Origin of the sequence: Micromonospora fiedleri, from assembly GCF_016774385.1 — a bacterium.
Taxonomy (GTDB): Bacteria; Actinomycetota; Actinomycetes; order Mycobacteriales; family Micromonosporaceae; genus Micromonospora; species Micromonospora gifhornensis.
Genome location: NZ_JAETXL010000006.1, coordinates 308,098 through 324,683, shown reverse-complemented (window position 1 = coordinate 324,683; position 16,586 = coordinate 308,098). Strand labels below are relative to the sequence as shown.

Genomic DNA, 16,586 nt, shown 5'->3' with positions numbered 1-16,586 from the left:
CGTGACGACCGCGAACCCCGTACTGTCGCCCGCCAAGCGCCGCCCGGTGGCCTGGGGCAACCCGTTGACCTACGCCCTGGCGCTCGCGGTCGCGGCGGTGTCGATCACGCCGGTGATCTACGTGGTGATCGGTGGTTTCCGCACCACCCCGCAGATCGTCGCCAACCCGGCCGGCATGCCCGACCCGTGGGTCTTCGACAACTACATCCGGGTGCTGACCCAGGCCAACTTCTGGCGGCAGGCGCTCAACAGCGCCGTGGTGTCCCTGGGCACCACGCTCGGGGTGGTGGCCCTCGGGGTCTCCGCCGCGTTCGTGCTGGCCCGCTACACCTTCCGCGGGCGTGAGGCGCTCTACACCTTCTTCACCCTCGGACTGCTGTTCCCGGCCGGGGCGGCGATCCTGCCGCTCTACCTCATGCTGCGCGACCTCGGCCTGATCAACTCGTACTACGCGGTGATCCTGCCGCAGGTCGCGTTCTCGCTGCCGCTGACGATCGTCATCCTGCGGCCGTTCCTGACGGCCATCCCCCGTGAGCTGGAGGACGCGGCGGCGATCGACGGCACCGGCCGGCTCGGTTTCCTCTGGCGCATCATGCTGCCGCTGTCGCGGCCGGCGCTGGTCACCGTCGGCATCCTCGCCTTCGTCACCAGCTGGAACGCCTTCCTCCTGCCGTTGCTCGTGCTCGGTGACGCCAGCCTGCACACCCTGCCGCTGGGCGTGCAGCAGTTCTCCAGTCAGTACAGCTCCGACACGGCCGGCATCCTCGCCTTCACGTCGCTGGCGATGCTGCCAGCCCTACTTTTCTTCACCTTCGCCGAAAAGCAGATCGTCGGAGGCCTGCAAGGTGCGGTCAAGGGCTGAGCGGCAGCCGCACGAGCACCAGAAATGGAAGGCACAGCATGACTGAGGTCCGTCAAGTGGTGGGCGCGTCGGCGCCGGCTCAACCAGGTCCGCGCCACGACCGGCCGGACGGGCGGGACGGGCCAGACGGCGAGTCGCGCGTACGTGAGCTGCTCGGCCGGATGACGATCGAGGAGAAGGTCGCGCAGCTCGTCGGGTTCTGGGAGAAGGAGGACGGCGAGGCGGTCGCTCCGCTGCAGGGCGAGTTCGGCGACGTCGGCCGGCTGGAGACCTTCTCCCGGCACGGGCTGGGCCACCTCACCCGGGCGTACGGCACCCGTCCGGTCGACGCCGCCGCCCGCGTCTCCTGGCTGTGGAAGTTCCAGTCGGAACTGGTCACCGGCACCCGGCTCGGCATTCCGGCGATCGTGCACGAGGAGTGCCTGACCGGGTTGTCGGCCTGGAAGGCGGCCACCTTCCCCACTCCGCTGGCCTGGGGCGCCGCGTTCGACCCGGATCTCGTCACCGAGATGGGCGCGGCGATCGGGACGGTGATGCGTACGCTCGGCATCCACCAGGGGCTCGCCCCGGTGCTCGACGTCATTCGGGACCCGCGCTGGGGTCGGGTCGACGAGTGCATCGCCGAGGACCCGTACCTGGTCGGCACCCTCGGCACGTCGTACGTGCGCGGCCTGCAGTCCGAGGGCGTGCACGCGACGCTGAAGCACTTCGTCGGCTACTCCGCCTCGCGGGCCGGGCGCAACTTCGCCCCGGTGCACGCCGGTCCCCGGGAGATCGCCGACGTGCTGCTCCCGCCGTTCGAGATGGCGGTCCTCGACGGCAACGTCCGCTCGGTCATGCACTCGTACGCCGAGATCGACGGCGTGCCGGTCGCCGCCGATCCGACCCTGCTGACCGAGTTGCTGCGCGACCGGTGGGGCTTCGACGGCACCGTGGTGGCCGACTACTACGGCGTGGCGTTCCTGAACCTGCTGCACCACGTCGCGGAGGACCACGCCGAGGCGGCCGTGCAGGCGCTCACCGCCGGTGTCGACGTCGAACTGCCGACCGGCGACGCCTACCTGACCCTGATCGAGTCGGTGCGTACCGGCCGCATCGACGAGGCCCTGATCGACCGGTCGGTGCTGCGGGTGCTGCGCCAGAAGCTCGAACTGGGTCTGCTCGACGCCACCTTCGACGACGAGCCGGCGCAACAGATCGACCTCGACTCGCCCGAGCACCGGGCGATCGCCCGTCGGCTGGCCGAGAAGTCGATCGTCCTGGTCGCCAACCAGGGGGTGCTGCCGCTGCCGGCGGGGCGTCGGGTGGCGGTCATCGGCCCGAACGCCGACCGCGAGGCGGCGCTGTTCGGGTGCTACTCCTTCCTCAACCACGTGCTCGTCCAGCATCCCGGTGTGGAGACCGGCATCGAGGTGCCCACCGTGCTCGACGCGCTGCGGGTCGAGTTCGGTGCCGAGCAGATCACCTCGGCGGCGGGCTGCGCCGTGGACAGCGAGGACCGGTCCGGCTTCGCCGAGGCCGTCGCCGTGGCGTCCGACGCGGACGTCGCCGTGCTGGTCGTCGGTGACCACGCCGGCCTGTTCGGGCGCGGCACCGTCGGCGAGGGCTGCGACCGTGACGACCTGGAGTTGCCCGGCGTGCAGCGCCAACTCGTCGAGGCCGTGCTGGACACCGGCACCCCGGTCGTCCTGGTGCTGCTCAGCGGGCGACCGTACGGGGTGGGTTGGGCGCTGGACCGCTGCGCGGCAGTGGTGCAGGCGTTCTTCCCGGGCGAGGAGGGTGCCGGGGCGATCGCGGGCGTGCTCTCCGGGCGGGTCAACCCGTCGGGCCGGCTGCCGATCACCCTGCCCAGCTCGGCGGGGGCGCAGCCGTACTCGTACCTGCACCCCACGCTGGGGGAGGGCAACGAGGTGACGAGCCTGTCGGCGGCACCCGTGGCGCCGTTCGGCCACGGCCTGTCGTACACCACGTTCGCGTACGCCGACCTGACCGTGTCCGACACCGTGCCCACCACCGGCACGCTGCACGCCAGCGTCCGGGTCACCAACACCGGCGCGGTCGCCGGTGAGGACGTGGTCCAGCTCTACGGCCACGACCTGGTGGCCTCGGTGACCCGGCCGGTGGCGCAGCTGCTCGGGTACCGCCGCATCCACCTGGAGCCGGGGGAGTCGGTCACGGTCGAGCTGTCCGTGCCCACCACCCGACTGGCCTTCTCCGACCGCACGCTCACCCGGGTGGTGGAGCCCGGCGACGTCGACATCTGGGTCGGCACCAGCGCCCACCGCGCCGTCCAGGCCCGTACCGTCCTGGTCGGTGACCTGGCCCCGGTGACCACCTCCTCGCCCCGCTGGACCACCTCGCACCTGCGTTGACCACCGCCCGGACCCTGGTGCGTTCCCTCCCAGGCCACGCACCAGGGTCCGGCTGGTCAGCGCCGCTTCTTCGGCTTGGCCCCCACCTTCGGTGGTGGTGACGCGACGGCGTCGGTGGCTGCCGTCGGGGCGGCGACACCGTTGACGGGCGGCGGCGGGTACTTGCGGAGCACCCAGGTCTGCTGCCCGAGGGAGAACAGGTTCGTGGTGACCCAGTAGATGATCACGCCGATCGGGAAGATCAGACCGGAGACCAGCAGCGACAGCGGAATGCCGTAGAGCATCAACCGCTGCATCATCTTCTGCTGCGGATCCTCGGCCCAACCGGTCCGCAGGATCATCTGCCGGCTGCTCAGGTAGGTGGTCGCGATCATGATCACGATCAGGACGGCGGCGACCACCCGGACCGTGACTCCGTCCGCGCCGAGCAGCGCCAACTCCTGCGTGCCGGAGCGGAAGCTGGCGGCGACGGGAGCGCCGAACAGGGTCGCCGTCGACGCGCTGTCGAACTGGGTGACCGTCCAGCCGTACAGCGTCTTCATGTGCTCCGGCATGGACGGCTTGAGATGCCGCAGCACGTGGAACAGACCGAGGAAGACGGGAATCTGCACCAGCATGGGCAGGCAGCCCATCAGCGGATTGGCCTGCCCCGCCCGGTACAGCTCGACAAGCTCCTTCTGGAGCGTTTCCCGGTCGTCCTTGTGCTTCTCCTGCAGCGCCTTGATCTGCGGCTGCAACGCCTGCATCGCCCGCTGCGCCTTGATCTGCTTGACGTAGACCGGAAAGAGCACGGCCCGGACGGTGAGCACCAGGAAGACGATGCCGAGCACCCACGACCAGTTGGTGCCGAGCAGCGGCGCGTCGTCGAAGACCAACTGCCAGGCGCCGTGCCAGAACAGCAGGATCGCGGAGATGCCCGCGTAGATCACCGCCATCAGCGGGCTGAACACCGTACTCACCGGCGGCCCCCGGTGTGCTGTGCGTGGCGGGTGGGCGAATTGGACATGGTGCACCTCTCGAAGAACGACCGATGACTGACAACGGGCAGGAACCAGTCAGGTGCGGTCGCCGTCGAGCGGCGGAAAGAGAAGACTCAGGCGACCGCGAGGGTCGCCGTCGGAGCCCTGGGACGGGCGCGGCCCGCCGCGTCCGGATCACGGTGCCGGGGTACGCCGGTGCGGCCGGAGCGTTCGCGCATCAACCGGCGGGTGACCCGCAGTTCGGCCGGGGTGACTACCCGGCGGAGCAGGTTCGCCGCGGAGAGCACCACCGTCAGCAGTACGCCGGTTGCCGCGGCGGTGCCGGTGACCAGGCCGGTGGCACCTACGTCGGCGAGAATGCCGACGAGGTACCAGAGCATGCCGAGCCCGATCACAGGACAACCATAGCCGCCAGGCGCGACCAGCATGTGTCCCCGAGTCCCGGCCGGGTGTTCCCGAGTGCCGGCCGGGTGTCCCCGAGGGCGAGATTGTCGGGACACGCGCTAGTAGTGCTTTGTTAGGTTGGGACGAGTTGGCGGCAGAGGGGGCAGAACCCGAGCCAGGTCGCGAGTAGGTACTGCAGTTGCCGCAGGACGGCGTACAGGCTCAGGTCTGCCCCACTGCTTTTGGGCGCGCCAGCCGCAGTTGGGTGAGGAACAGTTGGGCGGCCGCGGCGAGGGTGACGTGGCGGTGCCAGCCGATCCAGGAGCGTCCTTCGAAGTGGTCGAGGCCGAGGGCGGTCTTGAGTTCGCGGTAGTCGTGCTCGACGCGCCAGCGGCTCTTGGCCAGGCGGACCAGTTCGGCAAGTGGTGTGTCGGCGGGCAGGTCGGACAGCCAGTAGTCGCTGGGTTCGTCCTGGCCGGGAGGCCACTGCACGAGCAGCCAGCATTCGGGCAGGACACCGTCGTCACCGCGGTGCGGTCCGCGTCGGACGGCCCGGCCGGCGGGGCGCACCCGCAGGGCGAAGAAGTGTCCGGACAGGTCACCGACGGGCCGGTCGGGGTCGCGGTCGGGTGCGGGTAGCCGGGCACGCCAGCGCACCAGACGCGCCGCGTCGGCGCCGTGGGCGAGGGCCAGGTCCTTCAGGCTGCGAGCAGGGTGGGGGTACTTCGGTGTGGGATGGGGGCCGACTCCGGCGTAAGGGACCTCGACGGGCTGGGCGTCACCGGGTTGAGCCGTGGTGCTCGACGTGGTCGCCACGATGTAGCTGATGCCGCGTTCGGTCAGGCCCTGACGGAACTCCGCGACCTGGCCGTAGCCGGCGTCCGCGGTCAACAGCGGCGGACGCAGCCCCCATACGGCCAACTCGTCGAGCATTTCCAGGGCCATCAGCCACTTCGGCCGGTACCGCTCGGCGTCGGGGACCTTCGATGCCGTGCGCCGCCGGCGGATCTGGTCGATCTGCTCGGCAGGCGGCACCTGCACACGCACATGTGGTTTCTTCGCCCCGGCCTGGTCGCGCGTGACCGGCTGCTGGCGCAGCCTGCGGGCGTGCGCGTTCGCGGGCTTGCCGTCCGGGCCGGGGACGCAGGTGTCGTCCCATGACTCCGGCACGAACAGCCGCCAGTTCAGCACCGCCGAGGCGGCGTCGGTCGCCGCGTGGACGCTGACGGCGATCTGGCAGTTGGCGACCTTGCCGAGCGTGCCGGAATACTGCCGGGCCACACACGCCGATGCCTTGCCGTCCTTGGGAAACCCGGTGTCGTCCACCACCCACACCTGCGGCGCCACCAGGTCGACCGCGGCCGCCGCCAGCCGCCGTCGTACACCGGCGACATCCCAGGTCGAGGAAGTCAGGAACTGCTGCAACTGCTGGTGATCGACCCCGAGTCGTCCGGCCATCGGCTGCATCGACTTACGCCGGCCGTCCAGCATCAGCCCACGCAGATACCGCAGACCGGTTGCTCGCTGGTCCGACCGCCGCAACCCCGCGAACACCCCTGCCGCGAAGTCCTCCAACTGCGCCCGCACCCGAGCGATTTCCCGCTCATCCACGCACGCACCCAAACACCAGCACGACGCTCATACAAGCGACACGCCACAACGACCTAACAAAGCACTACTAGCGGTGCGGATCGGGTTCGGCGCGCAGAGCGGCGGTGGCGCGGATCGCCTTGACGATCGCCGGGATCGCGCCGATCAGCAGCACCAGGGCCCAGATGATCGCGATCACGGCGAAGACGATCGCACCGAGATCGTCGAGGATGCTCACCAGGATCACCGGTACCAGGCGGTGCAGGAACTCCAGCACCACCGTGCAGAGCAGGCTGGTCCCGATCAGCAGCACCAGGCCCTTGTTCTGGAGGAACTTCGGCTGGGCGAGCAGCAGCAGGCCGGCCCAGGCCAGCTTGAGCAGCAGCACCAGGCCGAGCAGGACGGCCGAGTCCCCGACCGGGAAGAAGCCCCACAGCGCCAGATAGGCCAGCGTGCCGAACGGCGGCGCCAGGAAGAGCGAAACCATGATCGACAGTTCGACGAAGGCGATCACCAGGGCCAGCATCGCCACGATGATCAGGACGATCGAGAAGATCAGGGTGGCGACCCCCTGAACCCGCCCGTGGATCCGTTCGGGGAGTACCAGTCCCAGGCAGAACAGCCCGGTGGTCCACAGCGCCGCCGCGTCGACGAGCGCCAGGTACCCGGTGCCCCGCCCGGACGGCTCGCTGACCCCGCTCACGTCGGACACCTCGACACCCAGGTCGGCGGCGCTACCGGCCAGCGCCGGCCCGGCGTCCGAGCCGCCCAGCAGCAGCCCGGCACCGACCTCGACGCCGACCGCCAGCACCAGGGCCAGCATGGCCAGCAGCAGGAACGGCCTGCGTAACGCGCCCATCGGGTCCCCTCGCTCTCACTGCGCGCTGATCGTGACCAGGCAGCCGGTGGGGCAGCGCAACGTGACCGTGGCCGGACGATCCACGGCGATCCGGGCCACCGCCTCCGTACCGTCCTGCTCCGGGGTGACCGTGTCGGTCACGGTGAAGTCGGCGTCACCGGGTGCTGGCGCCTCGACGGTGAACCCTCCCGGACTGCGCAGGATCAGCGTCCGCAGTCGGCCCGGGTCGGCGACCCGCAGCTCGCAGTCACCGACCACCGCCAGCCGCCCCGGCGCTTCGACGCATTCCGCCTCGACCGTCGCCGGATCGACCGCGCCCTGCCCACCACCGCCCCGCCCGAGCCACTCCACCAGCGAATTCCGCCCCGCCGGATCCCCCCGCTCACCCCGACCCCCACCCACCGCCACCACGAACAACACCACAAGCAGCACCCCCAGCCCCACCACCAGCACCTTCTGCCTCCCACCCATCCCCACCCCTCCTCTCACTCACGCACTCACCCACCCCGGCCAGCCCTCAACCCAACCCGCCCCCGACCCCCGCCCACCCCTGCCACCCCCACCCCGGCCCGGCTTGCCCTCCCACCCGACCACCGGCCACCCTTGCCCTCGTTGATCAAGAGGTTTGCGTCAGAAATCGGCGTCAAACCAGACGCAAACCTCTTGATCAACCAAGGCCAGAGGGCCAAGGCCAGGGGGGCGAGGCCGAGGCCGGGGCCGGGGAGGGGCGGGGTGGGGGTGGGGGTGGGGGTTAGAGGTTGGGTGGGGGGAGTTCGGTGAAGCGGAGGGTGTCGATGCCGGCGAAGTAGCTGGTGGTGCTCTGGGTCTTGCCGATCGCGACCAGGGTGATGTCGTGGGGGCCGGCGGTCAGGTGGACGCGGGCCACGTCGAGCCAGTCGGTGATCTGCACCTTCGGGGTGAAGCCGATGAACGGGTCACCGACCTGCCGACCGTCGATCAGGAAGACGGTGTTGGCGTAGTCGGGGGCGGTGGTGAGCACGGCGGAGAACTGCCAGGTCGCCTCGGCGGGCAGTGCCACGCGTACGGTCACCCGGTCGTTGATCGCCCGGCCGAGGAAGAACAACTGGGCGTCCTGCGACCAGGCCACCTGGCAGCAGTTTCCCTGCGCCAGCACGCTCGCGGCAGAGTTCGACGGCGAGACGACCTGGGCGGTGGGCACCAGGGTCTCCGCCTCGATGGTCACCACCTGTGGCGGCGCCGGTGGTGGATCCTCGCCACGGGTCACCAGGAACACCACCGTGGCCGAGACGAGAAGCACCAGCGCCGCCGCAGCGGCGATCCAGGGCCAGGGCGTACGCTTCGGCGGCGCCACCGCCCGCACCTCGTAGGTGACCCGGCCGCTGGAACGGGAGCTCTCCTCCGGCGCGGTGTTCGCCGAGTAGGCGAACCCGGTCATGTCGTACCGTCGGGGCGGGGTTCCGGGTGGCACGGCCAGGCGGACCAGGAACGACACCGAGCCCTGCGGGGGCACCACCCGCTGCGGTTCGGTGACGGTGAACCAGGCACGCTGCGAGCCCTCACCGGGCGCCACATCGAACACCACCGTGTCCGGTGCCAGTCCCGGGTTGGAGACGGTGAAGGTCAACTCCCCGGCGTTGCGCGCGTCCAGGGTGAACTGTTCGGCGGCGGCGACGACGGTCCATTCGGTGGTCATGACGGTTCCTCCACAACGATGTCGGCAGGGTCGACAACGATCTCGGCGGTGACCGCGGCCGGCTTCTCCGCCTCGACGATGCGGCCGATCAGCGCCACCTGGTCGGCGACGGCCGCCGGCACCCGGACCACCAGGTGAAACGGCCGGTCGGGCGGTTCGTCGAGGACGAAACCGGTGACGCCGGTGGCCAACTCCAGCACGGTACGCAGCCCGTCCGGGGTGCCCCGCCAGGCCGCCAGGTGGGCGCCGTGCGCCACCAGGTCCCGCAGCCGGCTCAACGGCAGCGGCAGCGGCGCGTCCCGCCGGGGCGCGGCGACCAGATGGTCCATCGCCACCCACCGGGCCAGGTACGCCACCATCCCCCCGGGCGCCCGGTACGGCGCGAACAGGGCGTCGACCTCGGCCAGCACCGCCTCGTCGGGGGCGTGCAGCCCTTCCATCACCTCCAGCAGCGCCCACAGCACGCTGCCCGGCACGCAGGCCCGCTGGTACGCCGCGGGCAGCAGCCGCTCAATGCCCGCTCGCCGCATCGTGGCGCACCACCTCAATGTCGTGCTCACCCGAGCAGAGCAGCCAGGTGTCCGGAACGGTCACCACGTCGGCCGTGGCCTGGTTCGCGCTGGCCGACCAGTCGACCGCGTCGGTGCTGCGGAACACGCCCCGTTCGCCCCCGGCCAGCACCAGCCGCTGTCCACCGGAGGCCGCGGCGACCGCGTCGACAGGCATGAACCGGGTACGGTCACGCAGCGGCAGCCCGCAGTTGACCGACACCGACGCCCACTGCGGTTGCCCGGCCAGGGTGTCCAGCCGCAGCACCCCGCCGCTCTGGGTGGCCGCCAGCGCGACGGTGGCGTTGAAGGTCAGGTCCCGGCAGGTCCCGCCGATCCAGCCCGCCTGCATGGCCTGCCACTTCACGTCCGACTCGAACAGCCGGGCGCGGAAGCAGCCCTGCCCCGACTTCTTCGGGTCCGGCTCGCCGGCGCCGCTCCACAACAGGGTGGCCGGGCCGTCGTACTGCACGGCGAGCACCCGGTTGTCCACGTTGGCCAGACCCACGTGGGTGAAGCTGCCGGGGCGTCCGGCGTTCGTCGACAGGTACACCCCGAAACCGGCCTGTGCCGCCACCGCCACCCCTTGGGCGCCCCGTTCGGAGACGAATGCGCGTACCGCGTAGAAGCCCCGGTCGGCGTCGGCCGGGTCGACCAGGATCTGCAACGGCACCGCGCCGGGCAGCAGGGACACCTCGTACAGGCCGGAGTCGGTGGCGACCAGCAGCGCACCCGCGCCGTCCCGGTCGATCCAGGCCAGGTCGCTGATCCGCGCCTCCAGGTCGGCCAGCAGCGACCAGGTTTCGCCCAGGTCGGTGCTCAGGTGCACCCGCGAACCACCACCGGCGCGTACGGTGGCCACCGCGACCGAGCCGGGGCGGGACACGATGCCGGGTCGGACCGGGGCGGGAGCGGGCGCCACCCGCTGCACGGTCTCGGTGTCGAAGCGGCCGACCGGTTCCCAGCCCGCACCGGCGTTGGTGGAACGGAACAGCACCTCGGCGCTGCCCGCGTACCAGGTGTTCGGCTGGTACTCGTCGGCGGCCAGCGTACGCACCTGGTTGTCCGGGGCCTCGTCCACCACGAACCGCACCGACTCGACGTAGCGCACCCCCGGCTCGGCATGCTCCAGCAGCCGGTACACGTTCGATGCCCGCAGCGGCTCGCCGAACGCCCAACCGGTCGGGTTGAGCGCGGTCGGCAGCGGGCTCAGCGTCTGGTGCAGCCGGTCGTGGATGCGTCGGCGCACCGCGTCGACGTCCTCCTCCCGACGGACCACCACCCGGGCCCGGATCGACACCGCCTTGTACCGGGCCCAACTGGCCCGGCAGGTGGTGCCCAACGAGCGACGTCGACCGAGATCCGCCTCGACCCGCAGGCGTGTCTCCTCCACCTCGTGCTCGCGCAACACCTGCACCGGCAGCCCGCCACCCGGCCGCGCCTGCGTCGGCACGTACGGCACCAGCACCGTCTCCACCTCACCCGGGCGGGCGAAGCTGTAGACGGCGGCGCGGGTGAACGCCCGGGCCCGGGCCACCCCGCTGGCGGCGGTGGCCAGCACCTCGAAATCGCGGGCGGTCACCGCGCGCTGCTGGGCGAAGAAGGCGTACGGGCCGCGCAGCAGCACCGACTCCATGGTCTCCATCTCCCGGCCACCGACCGCCGGCAGCGGGTTGACCACCTTCACCCCGGGCAGCGGGTCGCGCAGGCTGGTCAGCGTGCCCGCCGCCACGTTGCCGGTCGGCCCGCCACCGGCGCGATACCACAACCGCACCTGCCGTCCGGCCGGTGGCACCGCCGCGACCGGGCCGTCGCCGAAGCGCAGCGACCCCGCCTCGGTGGTCCGCAGGTCCAGCGCCGGGGCGAAGGTGACGCTGCCCGAGCACCGGTCGATCAGGTACGCCTTGTCCTGCGGCCCGAGGCCGGCGAAGCTGTCCATCGGCCGCCAGATCTCGAAGGTGCGGCCCTCGTGTTCCCGGGCCGCCGCACCCAGCTCCACCGACCCCGCCGGCACCTCGACCCCGAGCAGCAGATCCAACACCTCGGCGGTACGCGCCAACGGCGCCCGGGCCGCGTGCAGCACCTGCCCCGGCGCGCCGGTGCCGACCCCCAGCAGTTCCGCCTCGACCAGCTCGCAGTGGTGCATCCGGACGGTCACCTCGCGCTCCCCGGCGGCCAGCGACGCCGGTTCACAGGTGACGAAGACGACCGGCCTCGGGTCCGCGCCCCGGGCGGCGGCCACCCGGGTACCGGCCGGGATCCGCAGCGGCGCGTCGTCCGACCCGGTCCGGGTGAACACCACGTCCGCCCAGGCGGCGCTCGGCGCGTGCCGGGTCACCCCGAGCAGGTTCAGGAAGGCGACGTACGCCTTCTCCGGCAACTGGTTCAGCCGGTAGATCATCACCTCGGTGAGGTGTGCGAACGCCTCCAGCAGGGCGATGCCGGGGTCGTGCGCGGACAGGTCGGTCCAGCCCGGACAGGACTGCTGGATCCGCTCGCGGGCCTCGGTGACCAGGTCGAGGAAGCTGCGGTCGTCCAGGTGCGGCACGGGTAGGGTCATCGCGCCTCCTCAGCGTCGGTGCCGGGCTCGGCCGGCGGCCCCGCGGCCGGTTCGTCGTCGGCGGGCAGCAGGTCGACGGAGAAGACCAGCTGGCCCGGCGTGAGGCTGGCCCGGATCCGGTAGTCCAGCCGGATCACCAGCCGCCACGCGTCGTCCGGGTCCGGACCGGCGTCGACGTCGAGCACGTCGATGCGCGGCTCCCAGCGGGCGATGGCCGCTCGTACGTAGTGGATGGCCAGGCCGGCGGTGGTGTCGTCGTTCGGCGCGAAGACCAGCCGGTGCAGCCGGGATCCGTAGCCGGGCCGCATCAGCCGCTCACCCGGGGTGGTGGACAGCAGCAGGAACAGCGCCTGGCGTACGGTCTCGTCGCCGTCGGTCATGGCCAGCCCGCCGGCTGCGGTCAGGCCGAGACCGCCGCTGCGACCCGGGTCGAAGCCGGCACCGACGAACCTGATCGCCCTCATCGGTCGGCCGCCACGAACCGCTGCCGGGGATCGCGCACCCGGTAGGTGAACTGGCCGGGTGGGCTGCCGTTGGTGAATCCCTTGAGGTGCGACAGCACAACCTGTCGACCGTCGACGCGGACCCAACTGCTGTAGCCGACCCGTACCGGTTCGGTCTTCGTGCAGGGTTTCACAGTGGTGCCGTAGTTGGGGCAGGCGACGATGTCGCGACCCTTCGGGTCGTCGGCCACCAGCGTCGGGACACCGGCGATCGTCACCCACTGCTGCGAGGCCTGGTTGCGGACCCGGCCGTCGTGGTCGCACCTGACCACCGAGTCGCGGTGGATCCAGCGCATCAGCCGCCTCCTTCGTGGTGGGCGCGGGCGAGCGTGCGGGCCCGCTCGGCGGCGGTGTCCGGGTCCTCGACCGTCTCGGCGTGCAGGAAGTCGACGCTGCGGGCCCGCACCACCATGGCCCGGCCCGGGGCGGAGAGCACCAGGTTGGTGGCGGCGTGCAGGGTGGCCAGGTCGGGGGTCAACTCCAGCCAACTGCCGGCGTCGGTGCTCAACCGCAGACTGCGGGCCACGTCGTCGATGACGACCTGCTGCCCGCCGGCGGTCCGCAGCGACCAGCGCCGGGCCCGACCGTCGTCGATCCCGGCGTCGTACGGCTCGACCGCGCCGAACAGCGACCCGAGGACGATGCCGGAGGCGGGTTCACCACCGGGCAGCGCCACCAGCACGCTGTCCTGTGGATCGGGCAGCGCCACCAGTCCCTTGCCCCGGCCCGCCCCCGGGCAGAGCACCCCGAGCCAGCCGGCGTCCGCACCGCCGTAGGCGGGCAACTCCACCCGGACCCGTCCCAGCCCGTCGGGGTCCGCCACGTCGGTGACCGTGCCCAGGGTGACCACCGCCGGCGCAGGTGGCCCGGCCGGCGGCGCCGGCGGTGGAACGGTGGAGAAGCGGGTCAGGTGCCCGTCGGCGTCGAGGGTGTGCACCACCTCGGTGAGGACGTAGGTGCCCGCCACCGCCTCGGCGACCCCGGTCAGGCGTACCCGGCGGCCGGGCCGCAGCGCCGCATCGCCTTCGGCCGTACCCTCGGCGGTGACCAGGGCGGCGGCCCGGACGTCCAGGCGGGCCTGGGCGAGCGCGGCGATCTCGTCGTCGCTGCGGCCCGGCTGGTCCAGCGCGGTGCGGGCACCGTCCGCGCCGACATCGGCCGGATCCGGTTCGACAGGCGTACGACGTCCGCAGCGGGGTGTGCCGGCGCTCTGCGCGATCGGTTCGGCGCGCTGCGGATGCCAGCCCAACGCCGTGCTCTCACCCGCGGCGGTGTCGGCGTTGACGGACAGCCGCAGACCGTGCACCTGCTGGCCGAGTTCGAGGGGGATCGGCTCACCGTCACCCTGCAAGGTCACCAGATGCAGCACGTCGTCCTGCACAATCAGGTGCAGCCCGGCCCGGCCGGCCACCGCCAGCAGCAGGTCGAGATCGCTGGCACGGTGGTGCGCCAGCCGCTCCAACCGTGGCCCGTCGCACTGCGCGTCGACGTGCAGCCCCAGGTCGGCGCAGAGGTCACCGGCCAGTTCGGCGACGGTGACCGACTCGAAGACCCGCAGCCGTTGCCGCTTGCGCAGCCGGTGCAGCGCGTCGTACGCGCGGACCCGGAGCGTGGCCGCGCCGTCGGCGGCGTACTCGACCTCGACGGCGGTGACCTCACCCCGGAACAGCGTCTCCGGTTGACCGTCGAGCCGCACCTCCAGCCTCGCGCCGAGCCGCACCGGGGTGCTCAGGGCCGCCGTGCCGGGACCGGCGGCCAGCACCGCCTCACACTGGGTGGGACGGTTCAGCCGGGCCGCCACCCGGACGGTACGCAGCTGACCGGTCAGCGCCTCGGCCAGCGCGACGCCGTCGAGCAGCACGATCAGCGCCCGAGGCGCGACGCCGCTCACCGCCCGCCTCCGGCCGAGCTGGTCTCGGGTAGCGGTGGCACCGCCAGGGCGGTACCGGCGGGTACCGCGAGCGGATCGGTGATCCGGTTGTGCTCGGCCAGCAACCGCCAGCGCAGCGGCGAACCCAGCGCGTCGTGGGCGAGCAGGTCGAAGCGTACGCCGGAGGAGTCGACGGCACCGCTGCCGTCGCCGGCGGCGACCACGGCCGTGCCCGGCGCGACGGCCGGGGTCTGCGCGGCGGCGAGTTCCTCGGCGAAGCCCTCCCGGGCCCGGTCGGCGTCCTCGGTGACCCGGACCAGCTTGAGCCGCAACCAGGACCGACGCGGCGACCCGGTGGCGGTGAACGCGTCGAACCGTTCCGCGACAGCGACGATCACCCCCGGCACGTTCCAGGTCTTGCCCCACACCAGCCGGACCAGCGGCGGCCGCACCCAGCCGTGCTCCACCGCCGAGTTCTCCGCGAGCAACCACAACGGCCGGGTCAGTTCCCGGACGTCCGCGGGACGCACCTGACCCTCGGCAAAATCGGTGTCGAACAACAGATCAAGGACGAGCTCGGTACGCCCACCACCGGTGAAGACCAACGGATCATCGGCCCGCCCGGCCCCGGTGAGCTGGGTGCCCGCGCTGCCCCGATGACGCACCCCGGCGAGCCGGGTCACCTCGACACTCTCCGGGTTGAGCAGACAGTCGATCCGCTCACCCGTGGCGTCGATGAGGAAGGCCACCCGTTCCATCAGTCACCCGCCTGTTCCCGGTCGAGCCGACGCCGGTGCGCGCCGTCGTCGCCGAAGGCATCCGGCACCGACCACAAGGGAGCATCGTCAGGCAACCTCGGCCACGCCCCGCCGACCCGCCACCGCCGGTCCGACCGCCCCGACGGATCGAGGTCCGGCCACCACCCCCCACCACCGGTCCCCTCGCCACCGGTCAACCGCTCGCCAACCGGGCCCCGTTCGTCACCCGTGAACCGCTTGCCGTCGCTCGTCTGATCGACACCGGCCGGTATTCCACCGCCGGGCCACAACCCGTCCCTGGCCACGGCTCGACCGCCTGATCCGTACCGGACCGAAGGACTGCCGGTGGGCTCGTATCCCGTGGTCGTCCGGCTGGTCAGCTCACGCCCGCCGACGACTCGGCTGCTTGGCGCGGGACCGTCGGTAAGCCATCCCGGGTATCCGTGCCCGTCAGTAGGTCGCCGTGGGTGTCCGGACATGGGAGTGCGGTCGGCCCCGTCGTCCGCTGTGGGCCGGGCGGATTCGTACCCGGTCGGGGGTGCACTGGCTGCCGGGTGCGTGTCGTCGGCGGTGTGACCGGCATCGACCGCCCGGAGCCAGCGACCGCCCCGGGCTGGGCCGACGCCGCCGCCCCACCCACCAGATCCACCTTGCCCCGGCACCGAAACAGCGCCCGGCTGCCCGGCGTCACGCAACCGAGCCCGGTTCGACGACAGCCGCCCCGCCGCCCTCACCCGTCGACCCGAGGCGGGCAGCCGTGATGTCGAGCGCGACCCGCCGGCAACCGGCCCGCCGAGCCGCCGAGGAGCGGCCATGTCCTCATCGTCCTCGTCGGCAGGGCACAGCCCGCCGGCCCCTGCACTGCTGGCAGCGCCGTACGCCGAAACCGCCTCACCGTCTCGTGGCGCCGTCGCATCGATGCCGTCCGGTACCACCTGCCCGGCCCCGCCCGGCCTCACAACCCTCGCCGACCCACCCGGTCTCCCGCCAGCCCGCGCCGACTCGCCCGGCCCCGCGACAGCCCGGGGCGACTCGCCTGGCCCCACGACAGCCCGCGCCGACTCGCCCGGCCCCACGACGGCCTGCGGCGACTCGCCCGGTCTCACGGAACTCTGCGTCAACTCGTGCGGCCACGCAGCGCCCCGAGCAACCTCACCCGCCCCCCTTTGCTCTGCTTCACTCCACGCAACGCCCGGCGTCCGGTATCCGGACAGTGGCCGTTGCGTCGGTTGAAGCAGAGCAAAGGGGTCGGTGGGGGTATGGCCGGGTGCCGCGTGCGGGCCATCGTCCGGAGTGGTCGGGGGGTGGGGTGAGACGAGCGCGTCGTCCCGCCTGCCGTGGGCATGCGCTGCGGTGGTCGTCGGCGGGCCGTCGGGCAGGAGGTCGCGCAGCAGGCCGGGGGCGTGTGCCTCGACCACTCGCAGCCAGTGCTCCGGTGGCTGGCCCGGACGTCGGGGGAGAGCGGTGGCGTTGGCTGCCGAGCCGGCCATGCCGCGAGGGCCGGGCACCGGCCTGGCCGGAACGGGGACAGATCCGGTGACCAGGGAGGGGACAGGTCCGGTGGCAGGGGAGGGGTGAGGGCCGGTGAGCGGGGAGGGGGCCGGCGGGCCGGCGGCGCGGTCCAC

At 72.2% G+C, this 16,586-nt stretch carries 13 protein-coding genes and 1 pseudogene; 2 read left to right on the top strand and 12 right to left on the bottom strand.

Translation table 11 applies throughout. The annotated features are described in order from the left end of the window. The first annotated feature begins 1 nt into the window (after window position 1). Both JMF97_RS18575 and JMF97_RS18570 read left to right on the top strand, forming a co-directional pair. Window positions 2–862 (top strand): carbohydrate ABC transporter permease, encoded by an 861-nt coding sequence (locus JMF97_RS18575; protein ID WP_203222695.1) that lies wholly within the window; start codon window positions 2–4, stop codon window positions 860–862. Window positions 863–900: 38 nt separating this feature from the next. Further along, entirely contained in the window at window positions 901–3,234 is a 2,334-nt protein-coding gene (locus JMF97_RS18570) for a beta-xylosidase/alpha-l-arabinosidase (RefSeq protein ID WP_203222694.1), read from the top strand. A 59-nt stretch (window positions 3,235–3,293) separates the two neighbouring features. Here JMF97_RS18570 and yidC read toward each other — a convergent pair. The 12 genes and pseudogenes from yidC to JMF97_RS18510 form a co-directional block, all read right to left on the bottom strand. Continuing rightward, a pseudogene (gene yidC, locus JMF97_RS18565) lies at window positions 3,294–4,169 on the bottom strand (membrane protein insertase YidC); the annotation flags it as partial. 158 nt (window positions 4,170–4,327) lie between these two features. Continuing rightward, on the bottom strand, window positions 4,328–4,609 hold the full coding sequence (locus tag JMF97_RS18560; RefSeq protein ID WP_203222693.1) for a DUF6412 domain-containing protein: 282 nt from the start codon (window positions 4,607–4,609) through the stop codon (window positions 4,328–4,330). A 211-nt stretch (window positions 4,610–4,820) separates the two neighbouring features. Beyond that, window positions 4,821–6,209 (bottom strand): IS701 family transposase, encoded by a 1,389-nt coding sequence (locus JMF97_RS18555; protein ID WP_203220259.1) that lies wholly within the window; start codon window positions 6,207–6,209, stop codon window positions 4,821–4,823. Window positions 6,210–6,276: 67 nt separating this feature from the next. Then, window positions 6,277–7,047: a hypothetical protein gene (locus JMF97_RS18550; RefSeq protein WP_203222692.1), complete on the bottom strand. Its 771-nt coding sequence runs from the start codon at window positions 7,045–7,047 to the stop codon at window positions 6,277–6,279. A gap of 15 nt (window positions 7,048–7,062) precedes the next feature. Continuing rightward, entirely contained in the window at window positions 7,063–7,518 is a 456-nt protein-coding gene (locus JMF97_RS18545; RefSeq protein WP_203222691.1) for a hypothetical protein, read from the bottom strand. Window positions 7,519–7,798: 280 nt separating this feature from the next. After that, window positions 7,799–8,722 (bottom strand): hypothetical protein, encoded by a 924-nt coding sequence (locus tag JMF97_RS18540; RefSeq protein WP_203222690.1) that lies wholly within the window; start codon window positions 8,720–8,722, stop codon window positions 7,799–7,801. Further along, window positions 8,719–9,252, bottom strand: coding sequence for a phage tail protein (locus JMF97_RS18535; RefSeq protein WP_203222689.1), 534 nt, complete (start codon window positions 9,250–9,252; stop codon window positions 8,719–8,721). The genes JMF97_RS18540 and JMF97_RS18535 overlap by 4 nt, the downstream gene beginning before the upstream one ends. Then, window positions 9,233–11,830 (bottom strand): putative baseplate assembly protein, encoded by a 2,598-nt coding sequence (locus JMF97_RS18530; RefSeq protein WP_203222688.1) that lies wholly within the window; start codon window positions 11,828–11,830, stop codon window positions 9,233–9,235. Before JMF97_RS18530 ends, JMF97_RS18535 begins: the two co-directional genes overlap by 20 nt. Beyond that, a complete protein-coding gene (locus tag JMF97_RS18525) occupies window positions 11,827–12,294 on the bottom strand; it encodes a GPW/gp25 family protein (protein ID WP_203222687.1) in 468 nt (155 codons plus the stop codon). Before JMF97_RS18525 ends, JMF97_RS18530 begins: the two co-directional genes overlap by 4 nt. Then, complete coding sequence (locus JMF97_RS18520) at window positions 12,291–12,629, bottom strand: hypothetical protein (RefSeq protein WP_203222686.1); 339 nt, start codon at window positions 12,627–12,629, stop codon at window positions 12,291–12,293. Before JMF97_RS18520 ends, JMF97_RS18525 begins: the two co-directional genes overlap by 4 nt. Further along, on the bottom strand, window positions 12,629–14,224 hold the full coding sequence (locus JMF97_RS18515; protein WP_203222685.1) for a phage baseplate assembly protein V: 1,596 nt from the start codon (window positions 14,222–14,224) through the stop codon (window positions 12,629–12,631). Before JMF97_RS18515 ends, JMF97_RS18520 begins: the two co-directional genes overlap by 1 nt. Continuing rightward, window positions 14,221–14,961, bottom strand: coding sequence for a CIS tube protein (locus JMF97_RS18510; RefSeq protein ID WP_203222684.1), 741 nt, complete (start codon window positions 14,959–14,961; stop codon window positions 14,221–14,223). Before JMF97_RS18510 ends, JMF97_RS18515 begins: the two co-directional genes overlap by 4 nt. Window positions 14,962–16,586: the final 1,625 nt, after the last annotated feature.